Annotated in this window: 17 protein-coding genes; 11 read left to right on the forward strand and 6 right to left on the reverse strand. The window is 46.5% G+C overall.

Going from position 1 to position 20,574, the window contains the following annotated elements; all coding sequences use genetic code 11:
- Window positions 1-2 precede the first annotated feature (2 nt).
- Genes A7981_RS07905 through A7981_RS07930 form a run of 6 tightly spaced genes read right to left on the reverse strand, consistent with a single transcriptional unit; the run spans window position 3 to window position 6,123 of the window.
- Window positions 3-728, reverse strand: a complete 726-nt coding sequence (locus tag A7981_RS07905; protein ID WP_067266836.1) for a DsbC family protein — start codon at window positions 726-728, stop codon at window positions 3-5.
- A gap of 46 nt (window positions 729-774) precedes the next feature.
- A complete protein-coding gene (locus A7981_RS07910; protein WP_067266839.1) occupies window positions 775-1,944 on the reverse strand; it encodes an FAD-dependent oxidoreductase in 1,170 nt (389 codons plus the stop codon).
- Complete coding sequence (locus A7981_RS07915; protein WP_067266841.1) at window positions 1,941-3,113, reverse strand: FAD-dependent monooxygenase; 1,173 nt, start codon at window positions 3,111-3,113, stop codon at window positions 1,941-1,943. Before A7981_RS07915 ends, A7981_RS07910 begins: the two co-directional genes overlap by 4 nt.
- Complete coding sequence (pepP, locus tag A7981_RS07920) at window positions 3,110-4,414, reverse strand: Xaa-Pro aminopeptidase (protein ID WP_067266844.1); 1,305 nt, start codon at window positions 4,412-4,414, stop codon at window positions 3,110-3,112. Before pepP ends, A7981_RS07915 begins: the two co-directional genes overlap by 4 nt.
- Before the next feature lie 42 nt (window positions 4,415-4,456).
- On the reverse strand, window positions 4,457-5,131 hold the full coding sequence (murU, locus tag A7981_RS07925; protein ID WP_067266846.1) for an N-acetylmuramate alpha-1-phosphate uridylyltransferase MurU: 675 nt from the start codon (window positions 5,129-5,131) through the stop codon (window positions 4,457-4,459).
- Window positions 5,131-6,123, reverse strand: a complete 993-nt coding sequence (locus A7981_RS07930; protein ID WP_067267818.1) for an aminoglycoside phosphotransferase family protein — start codon at window positions 6,121-6,123, stop codon at window positions 5,131-5,133. Before A7981_RS07930 ends, murU begins: the two co-directional genes overlap by 1 nt.
- Before the next feature lie 195 nt (window positions 6,124-6,318).
- Between A7981_RS07930 and A7981_RS07935 the strand changes: the two genes are divergently transcribed.
- The 11 genes from A7981_RS07935 to cptA all read left to right on the forward strand — a co-directional run bounded on the left by A7981_RS07935 (window position 6,319) and on the right by cptA (window position 20,567).
- Window positions 6,319-8,760, forward strand: a complete 2,442-nt coding sequence (locus tag A7981_RS07935) for an LPS-assembly protein LptD (RefSeq protein WP_067266849.1) — start codon at window positions 6,319-6,321, stop codon at window positions 8,758-8,760.
- 14 nt (window positions 8,761-8,774) lie between these two features.
- A complete protein-coding gene (locus A7981_RS07940) occupies window positions 8,775-10,079 on the forward strand; it encodes a peptidylprolyl isomerase (RefSeq protein ID WP_067266851.1) in 1,305 nt (434 codons plus the stop codon).
- Between the two features lie 15 nt (window positions 10,080-10,094).
- On the forward strand, window positions 10,095-11,093 hold the full coding sequence (gene pdxA, locus A7981_RS07945) for a 4-hydroxythreonine-4-phosphate dehydrogenase PdxA (protein WP_067267824.1): 999 nt from the start codon (window positions 10,095-10,097) through the stop codon (window positions 11,091-11,093).
- A complete protein-coding gene (rsmA, locus tag A7981_RS07950) occupies window positions 11,093-11,857 on the forward strand; it encodes a 16S rRNA (adenine(1518)-N(6)/adenine(1519)-N(6))-dimethyltransferase RsmA (RefSeq protein WP_067267821.1) in 765 nt (254 codons plus the stop codon). The genes pdxA and rsmA overlap by 1 nt, the downstream gene beginning before the upstream one ends.
- Before the next feature lie 37 nt (window positions 11,858-11,894).
- A complete protein-coding gene (gene adk / locus A7981_RS07955; protein ID WP_067266853.1) occupies window positions 11,895-12,548 on the forward strand; it encodes an adenylate kinase in 654 nt (217 codons plus the stop codon).
- A gap of 151 nt (window positions 12,549-12,699) precedes the next feature.
- Window positions 12,700-15,288: a leucine--tRNA ligase gene (leuS, locus tag A7981_RS07960; protein ID WP_067266856.1), complete on the forward strand. Its 2,589-nt coding sequence runs from the start codon at window positions 12,700-12,702 to the stop codon at window positions 15,286-15,288.
- A 6-nt stretch (window positions 15,289-15,294) separates the two neighbouring features.
- Window positions 15,295-15,807: an LPS assembly lipoprotein LptE gene (gene lptE, locus A7981_RS07965; protein ID WP_067266858.1), complete on the forward strand. Its 513-nt coding sequence runs from the start codon at window positions 15,295-15,297 to the stop codon at window positions 15,805-15,807.
- A 4-nt stretch (window positions 15,808-15,811) separates the two neighbouring features.
- A complete protein-coding gene (gene holA / locus A7981_RS07970; protein WP_067266861.1) occupies window positions 15,812-16,834 on the forward strand; it encodes a DNA polymerase III subunit delta in 1,023 nt (340 codons plus the stop codon).
- A gap of 11 nt (window positions 16,835-16,845) precedes the next feature.
- A complete protein-coding gene (locus A7981_RS07975; RefSeq protein WP_067267826.1) occupies window positions 16,846-18,102 on the forward strand; it encodes a glutamate-5-semialdehyde dehydrogenase in 1,257 nt (418 codons plus the stop codon).
- The gene (nadD, locus tag A7981_RS07980) at window positions 18,083-18,760 is read left to right on the forward strand and encodes a nicotinate-nucleotide adenylyltransferase (protein WP_067266863.1); all 678 of its coding nucleotides are present in this window, start codon (window positions 18,083-18,085) and stop codon (window positions 18,758-18,760) included. Before A7981_RS07975 ends, nadD begins: the two co-directional genes overlap by 20 nt.
- 85 nt (window positions 18,761-18,845) lie before the next feature.
- On the forward strand, window positions 18,846-20,567 hold the full coding sequence (cptA, locus tag A7981_RS07985; protein WP_067266867.1) for a phosphoethanolamine transferase CptA: 1,722 nt from the start codon (window positions 18,846-18,848) through the stop codon (window positions 20,565-20,567).
- Window positions 20,568-20,574: the final 7 nt, after the last annotated feature.

A 20,574-nucleotide genomic window follows, 5' to 3' on the forward strand; every position in this document is an offset into this window, starting at 1 on the left:
AGTCATTTCTTATTAGACGATGCATTGCTTATAGCCTTCTCAATATCCTTTGCAGGATATGCGCCTAACATACGCTTACCATCGGCAAAAATAAGCGTTGGTGTACTTGTAATACCGAGTTTTTTAGCGAGCTCTGCAGTTTTCTCTACTGGCGTATCACAAGTCACAGCAACTTTAGGCAATTGTCCATTCAGTATCCAGTCTTGCCAAGCTACAGAACGATCTGCTGAGCACCAGATAGCACGCGACTTGTTAGCCGAATCAGGATGCAACTGTTCCAAAGGATATAAGAAAGTATAAATCGTCACATCAGTCATACCGACCAGTTCTTTTTGCTCGAGTCGTTTGCAATATGGGCAGTCTGGATCAGAGAAGACTACCAACTTTCTAGCGCCACTGCCTTTAACGACTTTGATTGCTTGATCAAGCGGCAATGAGGAAAAATCGACTTTAGTTAACTCGTCCATGCGCTCCCCTGTAAGGTCACGCTTGCTTTTTGTATCGATTAACTTTCCCTCTGCTATTAAGAAATTGAATTTATCATCGGTATAAAGAATCTGACCATCCAGAAATACTTCGTATAGACCGGCATAGGGTGTTTTTGTGATACTTTCGATGCGCACTTTAGGATAGGTAGCCTCGATTGCCTTACGCAATCCCGCTTCATCTGCAAAAGCACTGCTTGTTAACAATGCGGTGAGTAATATACCTAAAGTTTTTCTTAACATAATTTGCCCTAAAATTAATTCGGTTTTACTAAATACTGTATGTTGACTAGCTAATAGCTTGCTGAACTAAACGCTTTTTCCATATTGCTTGATTATCTAGCCACTGTAAACCCAAGTTTCTAAGCTTCTGTATGGCGGAATGATCGCTTTCAAATAATATATTCAAACCATGCGTCAATTGTGTTAACCCAAGTATATCGGTTTGCCTTGCGCGTTCATATTTACGAAGCAGGGCAAGATCGCCAATATCTTGATATTTACTCTTTTGTTTTAATATATGGCTCAACGCAATAGCGTCGCGAAAACCTAAGTTAACGCCCTGCCCTGCCAATGCATGAATTTGGTGGGCAGCATCCCCAATCAGAACCAGTCTGGAATTGACCAAAGAAGCGGCTGATCGTTTCACTAAGGGAAAAACCTTTGGGTTCGTGATCACAGACAATCCCCCTAATTGATTGTCTCCGGCATCAGCAATGCGTTCAGCAAGACTTTTCAGATCACGACTTAATAGCGCATGGGCATTTCGCGTTGACCACACAATCGATATACGCTTTCCTGGCAATGGCAACCATGCCAATACCCCATCGGCATTAAACCATTGCCGGGCAATATTCCCATGATGAAACTCCACCTCGAAATTAGCGACGACAGCAGATTGCTCGTATTCATATAAATTACTCGCAATACCAGCCTGATTGCGTACCCAAGAATTACCACCATCGGCTGCAACAATTAAGCGCGCTTGGATTTTTTGATGCTGACCAAGTTGCACGATGGCTCCATCATCATGGATATGCATTTCAATACATTCCACCTCACTGATTATAGTGACGCCAGCGCTGCTCAATTGTTTCCATATGGCTTGCTGTAATTGCTTATTTTCAATGATTTCCCCAAGATTAGCAGCACTTGTACCAGAGCTGTCAAAGGTCAACTCCGCACCCCTATCACCCCATATCTGCATACGATCAATAGGGCAAATCCGGCGATCATCCAGTGCACCCCATACTCTGAGCTCCTTCAGCCAAGAAATGTTGCCGGGGCTAATTGCGTAGATTCGGCTATCCCACAATGATTCCGACTCTGGCTTCTCATCAATTTCAAGCGATTGGCGATCGATTAATACGACTTGATACCCTTGCTTAGCTAAAGCTAACGCCGCTGAAGATCCGACAAGGCCTGCACCGACAACAATAATGTCAAATACATCACTCATCCACGGCTACCAAAACTCATTTTATTCACAATATGCTGCTTAACGGGATGTAGCACATCAAGAAGTCCGATCCCTATGCCGCGCGCTTTATTTAGGCCGAGGATTTCATTTGAAAATGTATTGACGAGAAAATCAGTAAAGAACATGCCACGCTTAGTATCAGTCACTCTGCCCTGTTGATACTTATCCATCATGGCAACACCTCCGATTTCAGAGGGTTTTGCAGAGGCAATTTGCCCAGCGAGCTCCCATGCATCACGTAGGCCAACATTGAAACCTTGGCCTGCCACGGGATGCATGGTCTGCGCCGCATTACCAATGACAACAAGATGTGGCGCTGTCACTGGGGAAAGATAAGAGAGTTTTAACGGAAAAGTTAAGCGCTTACCAACCGAGAGAAATTCGCCGACACGATCTCCAAAATGACGGTGTAGCTCACTTAAAAAATCACTATCGCCTAAAGCCAATAAAGGTTGAATCTCTTCTTCTTTACCTGTCCAGACTAAAGAGAAATCACGAGGTCCGTTAGGGAGTAATGCAACTGGACCTGCTGGTGTAAATCGCTCATAAGCGATATTTTGATGGGGTAACTCGCATTTCACTTTGCTGACTAAAGCGTCATGCCCATAGCGTTTTGTTTCACGTTTTAGACCTGGGATCTCGGCCAAACTCTTACCGCCATCGGCAAGCACTGCCAGCCTACTATTGATACCTTGCTCAGTGCCATCCAAATTAAATATTACAGCAGCATGGTGAGTTTGGGGCTGAATTGATAATGCTTCAGCGCTATACAAGATATTTGCTTTAGGATAGTTTGCAAGCGCCATATCCAGCGCCCGACTCAAATCACCATAAGCCAACACATAGCCTAAGGATGGCTGACCATGCTCTTCAGCCTTTAACCGCGTGCGGCCGAGACTACCACGCTGAGAGATGTGAATCGTATTGATTGGCGTAGCCTTTGCTTCAAGCTCACCCCATAGACCAAGACGGTCCAAGATCATGCGGCTGCCATATGAAAGTGCCAGCGCTCGTTGATCATCATGCGCAGCCCCTTGAGTACGGGCTTCCAGCATCGTCACGCCGATACCCTGCATCTGCAAGGCGAGTGCCAAGGTCGCTCCGACAGGGCCACCACCGACGATGACAATATCGTCACTCAAATTCATGACTGTGCCATCAATGCTTCAATATCCATAACAGATTTTGGCGCAGCGGCTGTAATCACTTCACAGCCTTGGCTCGTGACGACAGCATCATCTTCTATGCGAATACCAATATTCCAGAAATGCTCGGGCACATTCGCTGCAGGGCGCACATAACAACCAGGCTCAACCGTCAGCACCATACCGGGCCGTAAATGACGCCATTCTCCATGCTGTTTATACTCACCCACATCATGCACATCCAGCCCCAGCCAATGCCCTGTTCGGTGCATATAGAACTGACGATAATCGCCTGACTCAATTACGGCATCAACAGTGCCTTTACATAGGCCAAAATCTATAAAACCTCTAACCAAAGTGTGCAAAGCGGCTTCATGTGGTTCATTCCAGTGACATCCTGGCCGGACTTTTTCAATAGCAGCAAATTGCGCCGCCAGCACTAATTCATATAGGTCTTTTTGCGCGGCACTGAATTTTCCGCTCACAGGGAACGTACGGGTAATATCCGAAGCATATCCATGCAACTCACACCCTGCATCAATCAATAGAAGATCACCATCTTTCAGCACGGCATCATTGGCAATATAGTGCAACACGCAAGCATTAGAACCGCCTGCGACGATACTTGTGTAGGCTGGCGCACGACTGCCGTGCCGATAGAACTCATGCAGCAACTCTGCCTCGACTTCATACTCCATCATTCCGGGGCGAGTCACTTGCATCGCACGCTGATGTGCGCTGGCTGAGATTTCTGCAGCAGCACGCATAGCGCATAACTCATACTCCGTCTTGAATAAGCGCATTTCATCCAGCAACACACGAATATCAATCGTTTTATGCGGTGCGGTAATGCCACTTCGCGATTGGCTACGTACATCGTTTAACCAGCCTGCCACCCGTTGATCTAATGAGGTATCTGCACCTAGGCTATGAAACAACTGTGTCTGGTTTCCTAAAAACTTGGGCGCAAGCTCATCCAAACGAGAGATCGGATAGGTTTCATCGAAACCAAAAGTTGATAATGCCGTTTCAGGCCCGTAGCGAAAACCATCCCATATCTCACGTTCGATATCTTTATCTCGACAAAACAAGATACTTTTGGGATGCTTACCCGCGATCAATATGACAAACGCCTCAGGCTCCTGAAAACCTGTCAGATAGTAAAAGTAACTATCAAATCGATAGGGATAATGGCTATCGCGGTTGCGTGTCACTTCCGGTGCATTCGCGATGAATGCGACACCTTCTTCCATCTGTTCAATCAGCTGTTGTCTTCTTGCGCGAAACTGTTCCACTTCAAACATAGATAGCGTTTATTCCCTAGTTTGATAAATTAGTCTGATACATTATTTTGATGCATTTAATTGCCTATCCAGCTCGAAAAGACGCTGTGGGGTACCGATATCATGCCAGATACCTTGATAATGTGTGCCACTCATCAAATTCTGGCTAATAGCATCTTTAAGCAACGGTGCCAGCTTTGCTGGTTCACCAACGCCCACTTTAGCAAAAAGCTGGGGATGGTATACCCCGATACCTGAAAAAGTCAGCATGTGTTGGCCACTTAGGGAAAGTAACCCGTCATTAAAAGCAAAATCACCGTTTGGATGCTGAGGTGGATTATCCACTAAAACCAAATGGCCAAGATGGTCTCCGGTTATTCCGTTACTTAAGACTGAAAAATCATAATCCGTGAATACATCACCGTTCACAACGACAAAAGGTTCGTTTCCTAACAACGGCAATGCTTTTGCGATACCACCAGCGGTTTCAAGCGCAATCAATTCTGCGGAGTATTGAATAGACACGCCCCAAGCATTGCCGTTCCCCAGATAAGCCTCGATCAACGTGCCTTTGTAAGCATGATTAATCACAAGCTCGGTAAATCCGGCATTTGCCAGTCGCTCAATATGCCATACGATCAGGGGCTTGCCACCCACCTCAAGCAGGGGCTTGGGTTTATGGTCAGTCAGGGGTCGCATACGCTCCCCGCGACCAGCTGCAAGTATCATGGCTTTCATCAAAAAGTGTAGCCTGCCTGCTGCTGCTTATTCTCAAGCTGATCCAACAACCTGAGCAAAGGGATCAACTCCACATAGCGAGCGCATACCCGGCGCAGATAATCCATGACCAGCGGCATATCCTTCAAGTACCCACCTTTACCATCGCGATGATAAAGTCGTGCGAATATCCCTAAGACCTTGATATGGCGTTGCGCACCCATCCATTCAAAATCGCGGTAAAAATCAGCAAAATCCTCCTGTATTGGCAACCCTGCAGCTTTTGCTGATTGCCAATAGCGGATGGTCCAATCCAGCACTTGATCTTCATCCCAAACGATATAGGCATCTTTCAACAATGAAACCAGATCATAGGTAATCGGCCCATAGACAGCATCCTGAAAGTCAAGAATGCCGGGGTTGTCGTCACAAACCATCAGGTTGCGCGAGTGATAATCGCGATGCACATAGACTTTTCCCTGCGACAAAATATTGCGACTCAGTAATGCAAACGTCTTATCCAACACCGACCGCTGAGCATCGGTCAAATCAGCCCCCAGATGCTTGGCAATATACCAATCAGGAAGCAGCATCATTTCACGATGCAACAACGCCTCATCATATAACGGGAAAACACCTTGTCGGCTGGCAAGCTGTAGCTTGACCAATGCATTGCTCGCATCACTATAGAGGTCTGCAGCTGTATTCTCGTTAAGCGCACTTAAATAGGTTGTATCGCCCAAATCACTTAACAGCAAGAAACCTTGATCCAAATCCTGCTCAATCACACGAGGAACATTCAACCCTGCTTTTAGCAGTACCTCTGCAACTTGCACAAAAGGCGCGCAATTCTCCTGAGGTGGAGGCGCATCCATCGCAATCATTGTCTGACCATCTAACCCAATACGGAAATAACGACGAAAACTCGCATCCGCCGAAGCCGGCACGATATCGTATTCATGGCTATCGAATATATTTCCCAACCAGACATTAAGCTCTTGTAACCGCGTCACGATTTGCACCTATTCAAAATACTTAAAAATAAATCCTGTATCAATTTGCAGTCATAAAATAAATCTTATTAAGATTCAAAGACAAAGCATAAAGCACCTGATTTTATGGATTGCTTAAATAGCGAATTTATGCGATTTTATCACCCATAAAAGAAACACGCGCCTACACTTTAAAAGTCTGTAAAAATATTCATTGTGAAAATCCGTTTAATAAGTTTAAGCCTAGCATTCATCTCACTAGCTTACAGTTTGGCGCAGGCAGCAGAAGTCCCAGCTAAACCTCAGTCTTCGGAGAATATCGCCTCAACAAATTCATCTGATGAAGTTGTGATCGAAGGCGACAAGCTTCAAGTCCAACTGGATCGCAGATTCAAATCTATCGGCAATGCAGCCTTGCACCGTGAAAAACAGGATATATACGGTGACAGCATCGAATATGATGTTCAGAATCAGGAATTATTTGTCATTGGCAACGCACGTCTTGAGTTTCAGGGGAGCACGATTACAGGCCCAGCATTAAGAATGAAGCTTGATGACAATACAGGCGAAATGAAAGATGCATCCTTCAAGATGAAAAGTCAGTTCACCAATCTCCCGCAAATGGGCGTTGCCAAGGCAACCGATGCTTTAAACAAAGGCTATGTTGACCCGAATGATGCACTGGTAGGGGCAACACAACAGCTATCGAGCACGCAAGCACTGGATAATGATTCATACACGCCGAGTCTTGGCAGACAAACAGGTAACTCTCGTGGAAATGCAGAAGAGATTCTATTTGAGGGGCAAGATAGAAAGCACCTCAAGAACGCCCGTTATACAACATGCTCTGCCGACTCAGATGATTGGTACATCAAAGCCAAGGACTTAGAACTGGACGACTACACAAAAACAGGGACTGCAACCCATGCTCGGGTTGAATTCATGGGATTGCCCATCCTATATACACCATGGATCAACTTCTCTTTCGTTAATCAAAGAAAATCTGGCCTTTTAGCGCCAACTTGGGGAGCAACATCCCGAAGCGGTTTCGAAATATTGACACCGTTTTACTGGAATATCGCACCAGACATGGATGCAACATTTGCAACACGTTATCTAAGTAAGCGTGGCCTACAATACCAAGCAGAGTTACGGTACATTGGTGAAACATATAGTGGAATTAATAACGTCGAATATCTTGAAAAAGATATAAATACAGAAAGAGCACGTTATTACGCAAAACTGAAACACGACCAGAACTGGGGTAATGGCTGGACCGCTGGATACAATCTGGAAAAAGTATCCGATGATAAATACTTCTCTGAAATGACAACCAGAATCACGGCAACCAGCCGAGTAAACTTACCCCAAGCTGGTTTTGTAAGTTATACAGGTGATGTATGGCAATTCAATGCGTTAGTACAAAAATATCAACATTTACAGAATACCAGTTCCAGCGTGGTAACGAGTGCGCCTTATGAAAAGCTACCTCAACTGACATTATCAGGAAATGATGACTTTGGCCCATTCAATGCAAACCTATATACGCAATGGGTCAGCTTTGATAGAGATCAAAATAACCCGAAAGTAATTACTACCGACAATGGTGGCCTGCTCACGACAAGTGTGACTGGTAATCGCATGACCGCATATCCAAGCGTTAGCTTACCTATGGCGCAACCCTACGGCTATATCACTCCAAAAATTGGCGTGCATTACACCAGCTATGGGCTTGATAATCCCGAATATAATTTAAATGGCGTAAATGGTAGCTATCAACCTGATAACCGCACATTACCAATCATGAGCGTAGATAGTGGGCTGTTTTTTGATCGCAAAGTGCGTGTAGTGAAGAACTCTTACACACAAACGCTTGAGCCTAGGCTGTTTTATGTCTATATCCCCTATAAAGACCAGTCGATGCTACCGGTATTTGATACCGCGCAATCAGATCTCAGCATGAACACCCTGTTCCTAGAAAACCAATTTACCGGCAATGACAGGGTCAATAATGCCAACCAATTGAGCCTAGCAGTGACAAGCCGCATGATTGACAGCAGAACGGGCGAACAACGTATGGCAGCGACTGTAGGGCAACGCTTCTATTTTGCCGACCAAAAGGTTGGCGTTCCCGGTGCAACTCTAAGAACAGGTGACTCATCAGACATTATTACAGCAGTGACAGCACGCTTACTTAACAAGTGGAACATTGATGCTGCCTACCAATACAATACCGATACGGCAGAGACAATCAAATCGAACATTGGCGCACGATACAGCCCTGAGCTTGGCAAGGTATTCAACCTGAGTTATCGCTATACACAAACCCGCCTTGAGCAGATCAATGTATCTGGGCAGTGGCCTTTGGGTAGCGGATTCTATGGTCTTGGGCGGTGGAACTACTCGCTTAAAGAAGGTCAGCCAATTGAAGGTCTTGCAGGTTTGGAATATGATGCAGGTTGCTGGCAGGCACGCACCGTCATGCAACGCGTATCAACGGCGACTGCAAATGCCAACTATGCATTGTTTTTCCAGCTTGAACTAGGTGGTTTGGCTTCCATCGGCTCCAACCCCTTGACACTACTTAAACGCGGCATTCCCGGCTACACCAGTAGCGGATTAATTCCTGACAGTAATCAGCAACTATCTTACGAGTAACAAGTCCTAGCGCTATGCTTTCTAAATATTCTATTCCCCTATTTTTTTCATTGCTCGGCTTGATGAGTTTTGCGCATGCGCAAGTGAACGATACGGCAAAGATCGACCGCATCGTGGCCGTCGTCGACCAAGCCGTCATCACTGAGAATGAGCTCGCTGACCGTATTCGTGTTGTTAGTAACCAACTCGAAAAGCAAGGCACGCAGCTACCTCCGCATGCAATCCTTGAAAAACAGATACTCGAACGCTTAATCAACGACACCTTGCAATTGCAATATGCCGCGCAGACTGGATTGCGCGTGGATGATAACCAACTGGATAAAACCGTTGAGCGCATTGCCGAACAAAACAAGATGACCGTGCCAGAATTTCGTGAGGCACTTAGCAATGAAGGCATCACCTATCGTAAATTCCGTGAAGATATCCGCACCGAGATATTACTGGCACGCTTACGTGAGCGTGAGGTCGATAATCGGGTGAACGTCACAGAAACTGAGGTAGACAATTACTTTACGACACAGTCCTCACGTACGGATTCACAGGATGAATACGAAGTTTCTCATATATTGATTCGCGCCCGTGAAGAAAGCACCCCGGAAGAACTGCAAAAGCTAAAGACCAAAGCCGAGCAGGCGATGAAACAACTGCAAGCAGGAACAGATTTTGCGCAAGTCTCCGTCAGCTTTTCAGATGCCCCTAATGCTATCGAAGGCGGCAGTTTAGGGTGGAAAAAATCCGGGCAACTTCCCGCGTTATTCACCGAAGCATTGCAAAAATTACAACCGGGACAATTAACACCGATATTACGCAGCCCGAATGGTTTCCACATTTTGAAATTGACGAATCGTCGTGGAGGCACGTCCCCATTGGTTATCGACCAGACACATCCACGCCACATTCTTGTCAAATTAAGCGAAGTCGTATCCGAAAGTGATGCAAAACATAAAGTGGACAGTATTAAAGAGCGCTTAGATAATGGCGCGAATTTTTCCGAGTTGGCACGCCAATATTCCGAAGATGGTTCTGCAAATAATGGCGGTGATTTAGGCTGGGTCAACCCTGGCGATACCGTACCACAATTTGAACAAGCCATGAATGCGCTCAAAATCAACCAGATCAGCGATCCGATTCGCACGCCATTTGGCTGGCATATTATTCAGGTCGTGGAGCGGCGTACCCAAGACATGTCCAGAGAGTCTGCAAGAATGAAGGCACGTCAGGAGATTCGTTCTCGCAAAGCAGATGAAGCTTATCAGGACTGGGTGCGTGAACTCCGTGACCGTGCGTATGTTGAGCTGCGTCTGGAAGATAAATTCTAATCAGGATTCATCTTGATTAGTGCAAACCTCCCGCGCATTGCAATCACTGCAGGTGAACCCGGTGGCATTGGCTTAGACCTATGTGTAATGCTCGCTGCTCGCCCCATCAATGCGAAAATTGTGATCATTGCAGACCAACATGCCTTAACGCAACGCGCAGAGGCGCTAGGCCTGCATATTAATATTAAGCCAGTCAATATCACAGAGCCGTTGACCGAACATCTGGGCAATAATCAATTGCTCGTCATCCATGCACCGACAGATCAAGCCGTGATTGCCGGGAAACTGAACCCAGCCAATAGCGCTTATGTTCTAAAGACTTTATCCTTAGCGACCCAGAGCTGCCTCAATGGAAATTTTGATGCGATGGTGACGGCACCCGTCCATAAAGGCATCATCAATGAAGCGGGAATCGCATTTAGCGGGCATACCGAATTTCTGGCAGAGCAGACAAATACACAACATGTAGTGATGATGTTAGTAGGTGGCGGCATGCGTGTTGCGCTTGCGACTACTCACCTCCCACTGAAAAGCGTTAGCGCTGCCATCACACAAGAAAACCTCGAAAACACGATACGGATATTGCATCACGATCTAGTCGCTAAGTTTGGTATTGGTAACCCGAAAATTCTTATCGCAGGTCTTAACCCTCATGCCGGTGAAAGTGGCTACTTGGGGCGAGAGGAAATCGATGTCATTGCCCCTGTCATCGACAAGCTCAAAAAAGAGAATATGAATTTATCGGGTCCACTTCCTGCCGATACATTATTTACACCGCACCATCTACAGCATGCCGATGCTGTGCTTGCCATGTATCACGACCAAGGTCTACCTGTCCTTAAGCATGCAAGTTTTGGCGAGGGCGTAAACGTCACATTAGGATTGCCGATCATCCGCACCTCTGTCGATCATGGCACAGCACTCGACTTGGCAGGTAAAGGCAATATTGAAATAGGTAGCCTGATAGCGGCCATCAACCTTGCCATCGACTTGGCTCATACGAATAAACAATGATGAAGCATATAGCGAAAAAAAGATTCGGGCAGAATTTCCTGACTGATCAAGCGATTATTGGCAGTTTAGTGCAAGCGATATCCCCAAAACCAGAAGAGTTGCTGGTCGAGATTGGGCCAGGGTTAGGCGCGCTCACTAAGCCTCTATTGCAAAAAATCCCGCACCTGCATGTTGTAGAAATTGATCGTGACATTATCAGTTGGATGCAAAATCACTATGCACAAGCCAGTTTGACGATTCATAACACCGATGCCCTGAAATTCGATTTTTCCACCTTGGGTCAGCATATACGCGTTGTCGGCAACCTGCCATACAACATATCAACCCCCATTCTTTTCCACCTGTTAGACAATATTGCCAACATCATCGACATGCACTTCATGCTGCAAAAAGAGGTCGTCGAGCGCATGGTGGCAGTGCCATCTACTTCTGCATACGGTCGCTTATCCGTCATGTTGCAATATCGACTACAGATGGAATATCTCTTTACGGTGCCGCCAGAAGCATTCGACCCTGCACCCAAAGTAGAGTCTGCATTTGTCAGGGCGATACCGTATGCAACCTTACCGTATGTTGCAAAAGACGAATCGCTATTCGCAAGAGTTGTCACAAGTGCATTCGGTCAGCGCCGCAAGACCTTACGTAACACCCTGAAAGGTCTGCTGGATGACGCAGGTTTTGAGGCATTGGGCATCAATCCACAATTGCGTGCAGAAAATCTGTCCGTTGCCGAATTCGTTACCATTGCCAATCATTTAGCCTGATATAATTCTGGTTTTTATCAATCACGAACCCCGTTACATGCGAATCATCCTATTAGGCGCTCCTGGCGCTGGCAAAGGCACACAAGCCACGCACATCAAAGAAAAATTCAATATCCCCCAGATATCCACCGGCGACATGCTGAGGGCGGCGGTTAAAGCAGGCACACAGCTCGGGCTAGAAGCTAAGAAGTTCATGGATGCAGGCGGCTTGGTACCGGATGAAGTCATCATTGGCCTCGTTAAAGAGCGCATCAAAGATGAAGATTGCAAAGCCGGCTTCTTATTTGATGGCTTCCCCCGCACCATCCCGCAAGCGGAAGCGATGAAGCAAGCTGGTGTAGATATAGATTACGTTGTAGAGATCGATGTGCCTGATGAAGCGATTGTAGAGCGCATGAGTGGTCGGCGTTCACACCCGGCATCTGGCCGTACCTACCATGTGAAATTCAACCCGCCCAAAGTTGAGGGTAAAGATGATATTACGGGTGAAGACTTAGTTCAGCGTGAAGACGATAAAGAAGAAACTGTACAAAAACGCTTGCAGGTTTACCATGAACAGACCAAACAGCTGGTTGGTTACTATTCCAACTGGGCAAAATCAGGTGTAGGCGGCGCGCCAAAATATATCATGGTGAATGGCTTAGGTGAAATGGAAAAAATCCGCGACAACATATTTGCCGCCCTGAAGTAAAAAACTCAATAAAACACCAAGAAAAAGCCCGCAATGCGGGCTTTTTCTTTTGCGGCCTTTAGTGCATGTTTTTAGACGTTGTACTCAACATGCCCAGCCGCTTCAAGGTATAATTTTATCTTTATAAATCATTACAAAAGCACAATCGGTCATGCAGCAGCAGTATCCATTTCGTGAAATAGAACAACAAACGCAAGCGTTCTGGGAATCCAACAACACTTTCGCCGCTTCCGAATCAAGCACCAAGCCTAAATACTATTGCCTATCGATGTTTCCTTACCCTAGCGGCAAGCTACATATGGGGCATGTGCGTAACTATACGATAGGTGATGTGCTTAGCCGTTTTCACAGGATGCTAGGCTATAACGTCATGCAACCGATGGGCTGGGATGCCTTCGGCTTGCCTGCTGAAAATGCGGCGATCAAGAATGAAACTGCGCCTGCTGCCTGGACGTATAGCAATATCGAGCACATGAAGACGCAGCTCAAACAGCTTGGGCTAGCGGTAGATTGGCAACGTGAAATTGCGACATGCAAGCCTGAGTATTACCGCTGGGAACAATGGTTGTTCACTGAGCTTTTCAAAAAAGGCCTGATCTACAAAAAAACGGCTACCGTGAATTGGGATCCGGTCGATCAAACGGTACTGGCCAACGAACAAGTGATCGATGGTCGAGGATGGCGCTCTGGTGCTGTTGTCGAGAAAAGAGATATTCCGCAATACTTCATGAAGATCACGGCCTATGCCGATGAGCTGCTCGATGACTTAGATAAACTGGATGGTTGGCCTGATCAAGTCAAGACGATGCAGCGCAACTGGATAGGCAAAAGCTACGGCTGTGAAGTCGAGTTCCCTATCGTCGATGGCGAAGGCACACTCAAAGTCTATACCACGCGGCCTGATACTTTGATGGGGGCAACTTACGTAGCTATAGCTGCTGAGCATGCACTTGCCACTAAAGCAGCGGAGAATAATCCGGCACTGCAAGCATTTATCCAAGAGTGCAAAATGGGTAGTGTCGCAGAAGCTGATGTTGCAACAGCCGAAAAGAAAGGCATGGCAACGGGGTTATTCGTTAAACATCCACTCACTGACGAGCAATTACCTGTCTGGATCGCCAATTACGTATTGATCAGCTATGGCGAAGGCGCAGTGATGGCTGTACCCGCTCATGACGAGCGTGATTTTGAGTTTGCACAACGATATGAACTGCCAATCAAACCAGTTATCGTACCGACGGATTGGCCCACAACAGAAGTAGAGCTTGCTAGTGGAAAATTCTATAGTAATGATGGCACTGGAGAAAAGTCAGGTCCCGTTTTAACTGCTCCTGGTTTGGAGATTGGGGATGATGGCATCCCTAAAAGAGACCGAACGATTCAATGGGCCACATGGCAACCTAATCATAATCTGTATGGAAAATGCGTATTCAGTGGACCCCTAGATGGCCTAACAAGCGAGCAAGCATCAACTAAAGTTGCTGAATTACTAAACGCTCAAAACCTAGGCAAACGCCGTACGCAATATCGCCTACGCGATTGGGGAATATCACGCCAGCGTTACTGGGGCTGCCCTATTCCTATTATTCATTGCGCTAGCTGTGGGGAAGTCACTGTTTCTGCAGACCAGCTACCTGTGGTGTTACCCGAAGACGTAGTGATGGATGGTGTTGGCTCACCAATCAAGAAAGATCCATCGTTCTACGAAACGACTTGCCCGCAATGTGGTGGCAAGGCGACACGCGAGACAGATACACTGGATACCTTCTTTGAGTCATCCTGGTATTTCGCACGTTATGCCAGTTTTGACGCAGATAAAGCCATGTTGGATGAACGAGCCAATTATTGGCTGCCAGTCGATCAGTATATCGGCGGTATCGAGCATGCGATCCTGCATCTGCTCTATGCGCGGTTCTTCAATAAACTGATGCGAGATGCTGGTTTACTGAAGAATGATGAGCCTTTTACCAACTTGCTGACACAGGGCATGGTGCTAAAAGACGGCGCGAAGATGTCAAAATCCAAAGGCAATACGGTTGATCCGCAGGAGTTGATCGACCGTTATGGTGCAGATACTGCACGCCTGTTCATGATGTTCGCAGCGCCCCCAGAACAAAGCTTGGAATGGTCAGATGCAGGTGTCGAAGGCGCTCACCGATTCCTGCGCCGCTTATGGAAAGCTGTGGCTGACCATGTTGCGCTGGGTATCACAACCAATCAAGTCACAGGTGAGTTGAATACAGATTTGAAGAATCTACGTCGCCAGTTACATCAGACGATTGAAAAGATCACGGATGATTATGGTCGTCGCCATACGTTCAATACGGCAATCGCCTCCGTCATGGAACTGATGAATGCCTTAGCGAAGATCGAAGGTGTAGATGAAACAACGCGTGCCTTACGCCAAGAAACCCTTGAGGCCGCGGTGATATTGCTGTCACCTATCGTGCCGCATATCAGCCATACGCTATGGAGTGAGCTGTCACCAAATAACAGCTTGTTAGATGCAAGCTGGCCTGTTGCTGACAAAGCGGCAATGGTGCAAGACGAAATCGAGATGGTCATCCAAGTGAACGGGAAACTTCGCGGCAGTATTACGGTAGATGGCACGACGACAAAAGATGTGATTGAGAAACTGGCACTTGCGCAGCCTTTTGTTCAAAAATATCTCGAAGATGGCGCAAGTGTGCGTAAAATCATCGTGGTGCCAAACAAACTTATTAACGTAGTAGTGGGATAAGCAGATATGCCAATTTTCAGCTTTACGCGACTTTGCATTTTACTTTGCTTGCTTAGCCTAGCAGCTTGCGGCTTTCAGATGCGGGGGATCGAGAACCTCAAGTTCCATAACCTATACATTACGGGAAGCAAGCTTTCTATATCGAAAGACTTGAAAAAATCGCTCGCAATCAATGGCGTTACTGTAGTGACTGATCCTGCAAAAGCTGAGCTCATGTTAGAACTCATGAGCGAGTCTAAAGAGAAGCGCATTCTCTCATTGAGCGGTAGAGGTTTGGTACGTGAATTTGATCTCTACTATCGCCTCAATTTCCGTTTGCGCGACCCGAGTAGTGAAACATGGAAAGAAGTCCAAACCATAGAACAGCGACGCGATTTTTCATATGATGATAATGAGTTATTAGCTAAGCAAGGCGAAGAAATGCGTCTTTATGATGACATGAACAAAGAAGCAACCAAGGAGCTGATAAGACGCCTGATTGTACAGAAGCCTAAAGCCAAAAGAACCATCACTGAATAGACACATGCGTTTACAGCCACAACAACTAGCAAAACATCTTGAGAGTGGGTTAAAGCCACTGTATGTACTAGTTGGTGACGAACCATTGGCACAACGGGAAAGTCTGGATGCGATTCGTACAGCCGCACATAAATTTGCGATAGACGAACGTAACAGCATGACAGTCGAACGTAACTTCAACTGGCAACAGTTAGCAGCCTTTGGCCAATCCATCTCATTATTTGCCAGCCAACGTTTGCTTGAATTGAATATCCCTTCAGGAAAACCCGGGACTGAAGGCAGCAAAGCCTTACAGGCACTTGCAGAAAAACCTATTGTTGATACGGTAGTCATCATCATCCTGCCTAAGCTCGATCGTGATGGAAAAAATAGCGCATGGTTCTCAGCTATTGAAACTGCGGGTGTGACACTCCATTTACAAGAGATTGATGCGGCGCAGTTGCCACAATGGATTGCTGCCCGACTAGCGCTACAGAACCAGCGGACAGACGATGAGACCTTGGCTTTTTTGTCGCATCAGGTAGAAGGCAACCTGCTTGCAGCTCATCAAGAGATACAAAAATTAGGCTTACTTTATCCTGAAGGCGCGCTTGCCGGAGACGCTGTTCGTGAAGCCGTGTTAAATGTTTCGCGCTATGATGCTTTTCAATTAGGCGAAGCGGTACTCGCTGGGGATACAGACCGTACAGTCAGGATCTTGCAAGGTTTGCAAGATGAAGGTGCGCAGCCTATCGCCGTCATGAATCCATTGCTTTGGGTGATACGGCCCCTTGTCAGGATCAAGCAAGCAGAGGCGAATGGAGAGAATCTGGCGAATGCGATGCAGCAGGCAAGGATATATGGCGACAGGCAAAACTTGGTGCGGCGTGCCGTTGCGCGCCTAAGCTTACGCCAGTTACAGGCAGCTCAATTAAAACTGGCTGAAATCGACAAAACAGCAAAAGGTCTTCTACGTGGAGATGCATGGCTCGAGATATCAAGACTTTGTTTCGGCCTATCCAAAGTGAATAACCGCGCAAGAACGTAATGGAAAACATCATGGAAATCAAAGCGTATATGCAGACATTGGGTAAAGAAGCACGAAGCGCTTCTCGACTCATGGCAAAGGCTGACACCAATACCAAAAACTTGGCATTGCTGACGATCGCTCAGGCGATTCGCCGACATCAAGCTGCACTATTGGCTGCGAACCAGGCCGATATGGAAAATGCACGCGCCAATGGTTTAGACGCAGCGATGCTTGACCGACTCGCCTTGACAGAAAAATCCATCACTAATATGGCAGAAGGCTTGGAGCAGATTGCAGCGCTTTCTGACCCAATCGGCGAGATATCTGATTTGAAGTATCGCCCTTCTGGCATACAGGTCGGCAAGATGCGTGTACCACTCGGCGTCATCGGCATCATCTATGAAGCCCGGCCTAACGTGACCATTGATGCTGCCGGACTATGCATAAAATCCGGCAATGCGGCGATTTTGCGCGGTGGCTCAGAAGCTATCGAATGTAATCGCGTACTCGCCAAGATCGTGCATGAAGGTCTGCATACGGCAGGACTGCCAAGTGCGGCTATTCAAGTGGTTGAAACTACTGATCGTGCAGCGGTGGGTGAATTGATCACCATGAATCAGTACGTCGATGTCATCGTACCGCGCGGTGGCAAAGGTTTGATCGAGCGTATTTCAAAGGAAGCGCGCATTCCTGTGATCAAACACCTTGATGGTAATTGCCATGTCTATGTCGATGAAAGTGCAGATATGGAGAAAGCCGTACGTATTCTGGAAAACTCGAAGACGCAACGTTTAGGTACCTGCAATACGGCCGAGTCTTTATTAGTCGCACGCAACATAGCAAAAACAGCGTTGCCAAAACTTGCAAAAATGCTGCTAACAAAAGGCGTAGAGATTCGCGGTTGCGATGAAACACGCGCATTAGTGCCTGAGACAAAAACCGCGACAGAAGAAGATTACTACACCGAGTATTTGGACAATATCATCTCAGTGAAAGTCGTGACAGACGTAGATGAGGCGATTACGCACATCAATCAATATTCATCGCAACATACTGAAGCGATCGTCACAGAGAACTACACGCATGCGCACCGTTTTTTGCGTGAGGTTGATTCAAGCTCGGTACTCGTGAATGCATCCACCCGCTTTGCAGATGGGTTTGAATTCGGTCTAGGCGCGGAGATTGGCATCTCAACAGATAAATTGCATGCCCGTGGTCCAGTTGGTTTGGATGGACTGACTTCGCTTAAATATATCGTATTTGGCAATGGGGAAGTGCGAAGCTAAATTGGCAGCGATTGGCATTCTGGGTGGCACATTCGACCCTATCCATTTTGGTCACCTGCGCATGGCGCAGGAATTGGCTGACGCAGTATCGCTAGACCAAGTAAGATTCATCCCGAGCGGCAACCCGCCTCATCGATCACAACCACAAACCTCGGCAGAGCATAGGGCTGCGATGGTCAAGCTCGCCATCTCAGATAATCCACGATTTATGCTGGATGAACGCGAAATTCTACGCAATGGCACCTCTTACACGATAGACACCCTGATTGCTTTGCGCGAATCGTTGGAGGCAAACACTTCCATCAATTTTATGGTGGGTAGTGATGCATTCCTTAATATCGACACTTGGCATCGTTGGGAAGCGTTGCTGGATTATGCCAACCTTGTGGTGGCACATCGTCCGAATACACCGCCGAGCCGTGAGAAAATGTCGACAAGGTTAAGGTCTGTACTCGACCAAAAAATATCTCCTAGTGCTGAAACGTTAAAAAACCAACCTGCGGGACTCATCTGGTTACAAAACGTCACCTCCTTGGATATTTCAGCGTCTAAAATCCGCATGCTCCTCAATATGCAGACCTCCCCGAAATACCTAACACCAGACGCCGTGATTGACTATATCAAGTCAAACCAACTTTATGCCACCGCTCAGCTATAATACTTGCCCACCTTCGAACGCTATTTACAGTACCCATATACCATCCTGATGTTTTCAGGATATTCATTCCCATATAAGACCTGATATGACATCAAGTAATCAAACTGCATCCCAACCAAAATTCTTTTGGTCAGCGCTGGGCTGGCAATATTTGTTCTTCTGGTATTTTTCAGGCGTTACACAACTGATTATCCAACTAACAGGAGCTTCTGGTTTTGTAGGCTTTCGCCAAGCATCGGTCATGAGTTTGCTATGGCTTATCCCCACTTTGCTTTTTCCTCATCGTACTCGCGTAATATCTGCGGTAATCGGTATCGCTCTTTGGGCATTCTCTCTAGCGAGTTTAGGCTACCTGTTTATATATCATCAGGAGTTCTCCCAAAGTGTGATGTTTATCATGTTCGAGTCGAACATGGCAGAAGCTGGTGAGTACCTCTCCAATTATTTCAGTTGGTATCTGATACTTGGGATACTGATCTATAGCGCGGTCGCCTATCTGCTTTGGAAGCGCATACGTCCAGTCTATTTACCGTTAAATCGGTCGATCGCTGTAAGTGTTACCATATTAACGATATTGTTCATCTATCCAGTGTTCAGCCAGAAAATTTCAAAGAACCTATCTTTTGAACAAGCGATAGAGAAAGTTCAAGACCGCATGGAGCCAGCGGTACCTTGGCAGATAGTTGTGGGTTATCTAAATTATCGCCGACAACTCAGTAACATGGAGGTGTTGCTGGAAAAGAATGCCAAGATACCTCCCCTGAAAAACCTGACCAATGCAATGGCAGATACGCCCGCGACACTCATACTCGTCATCGGTGAATCAACCAATCGTCAACGCATGAGCCTGTATGGGTATGGCAGAAAAACCACGCCACATCTGGATAGTATGCGTGATGATCTCGCTGTGTTTACCGATGTGGTTTCGCCTCGTCCTTATACCATTGAGGTTTTGCAACAGGTACTGACTTTTGGCGATCAGGAACATCCCGATCTATACCTGACGCAGCCATCTTTACTTAACATGATGAAGCAGGCTGGCTACAAGACATACTGGATCACCAATCAGCAAACCATGACTAAACGCAATACCATGCTGACTACATTCTCCCAACAGACGGATGAACAATACTATTTGAATAACAACCGCAATCAGGATGCAAAACAATATGACGAATCGGTATTGGCTCCGCTAGAAAAAGTATTGCAACAGCCAGCCCCCCATAAATTTATCGTGGTGCATCTATTGGGCACGCACATGAATTACAAATACCGCTATCCAGACACCTACAAAAAATTCGAGGATAGAAACGGTGTACCGGAATGGGTAAAAGATGGCGATCAACTGGCGTTTTACAACAGTTATGATAATGCCGTTTTATATAATGATTTTGTTATTTCCAGCATCATCAAACAGCTTGCAGCAGATGCGCCTAATAGTTTGCTTCTCTATCTATCAGACCATGGGGAAGAAGTTTACGACACACTAGGACTTAATTTTCAAGGTAGAAACGAGGCCTCACCTTTAGCGACGATGTACACCATCCCCTTCATAATCTGGACATCGAAAGCGTGGAAAGAAAAACACCCTTTCAATGATCCGGCAATATTAAACCGCCCTTATGGCAGTGCAGATTTGATCTATACCTGGGCAGATTTGGTCGGTTTGAATTTTGAAGAGTTCGATGCCTCAAAAAGCATCATCAATAGCAAGTTCACGGAGCACCCGCGTCTGATCGGTGACCCTTACGCAAAGAAACCACTGGTAGACTTTAAGTCACTTGCTATGCCAAGCAACAATAAATAGGCTGCAG

Origin of the sequence: Methylovorus sp. MM2 (assembly GCF_001648895.1) — a bacterium.
GTDB lineage: Bacteria > Pseudomonadota > Gammaproteobacteria > Burkholderiales > Methylophilaceae > MM1.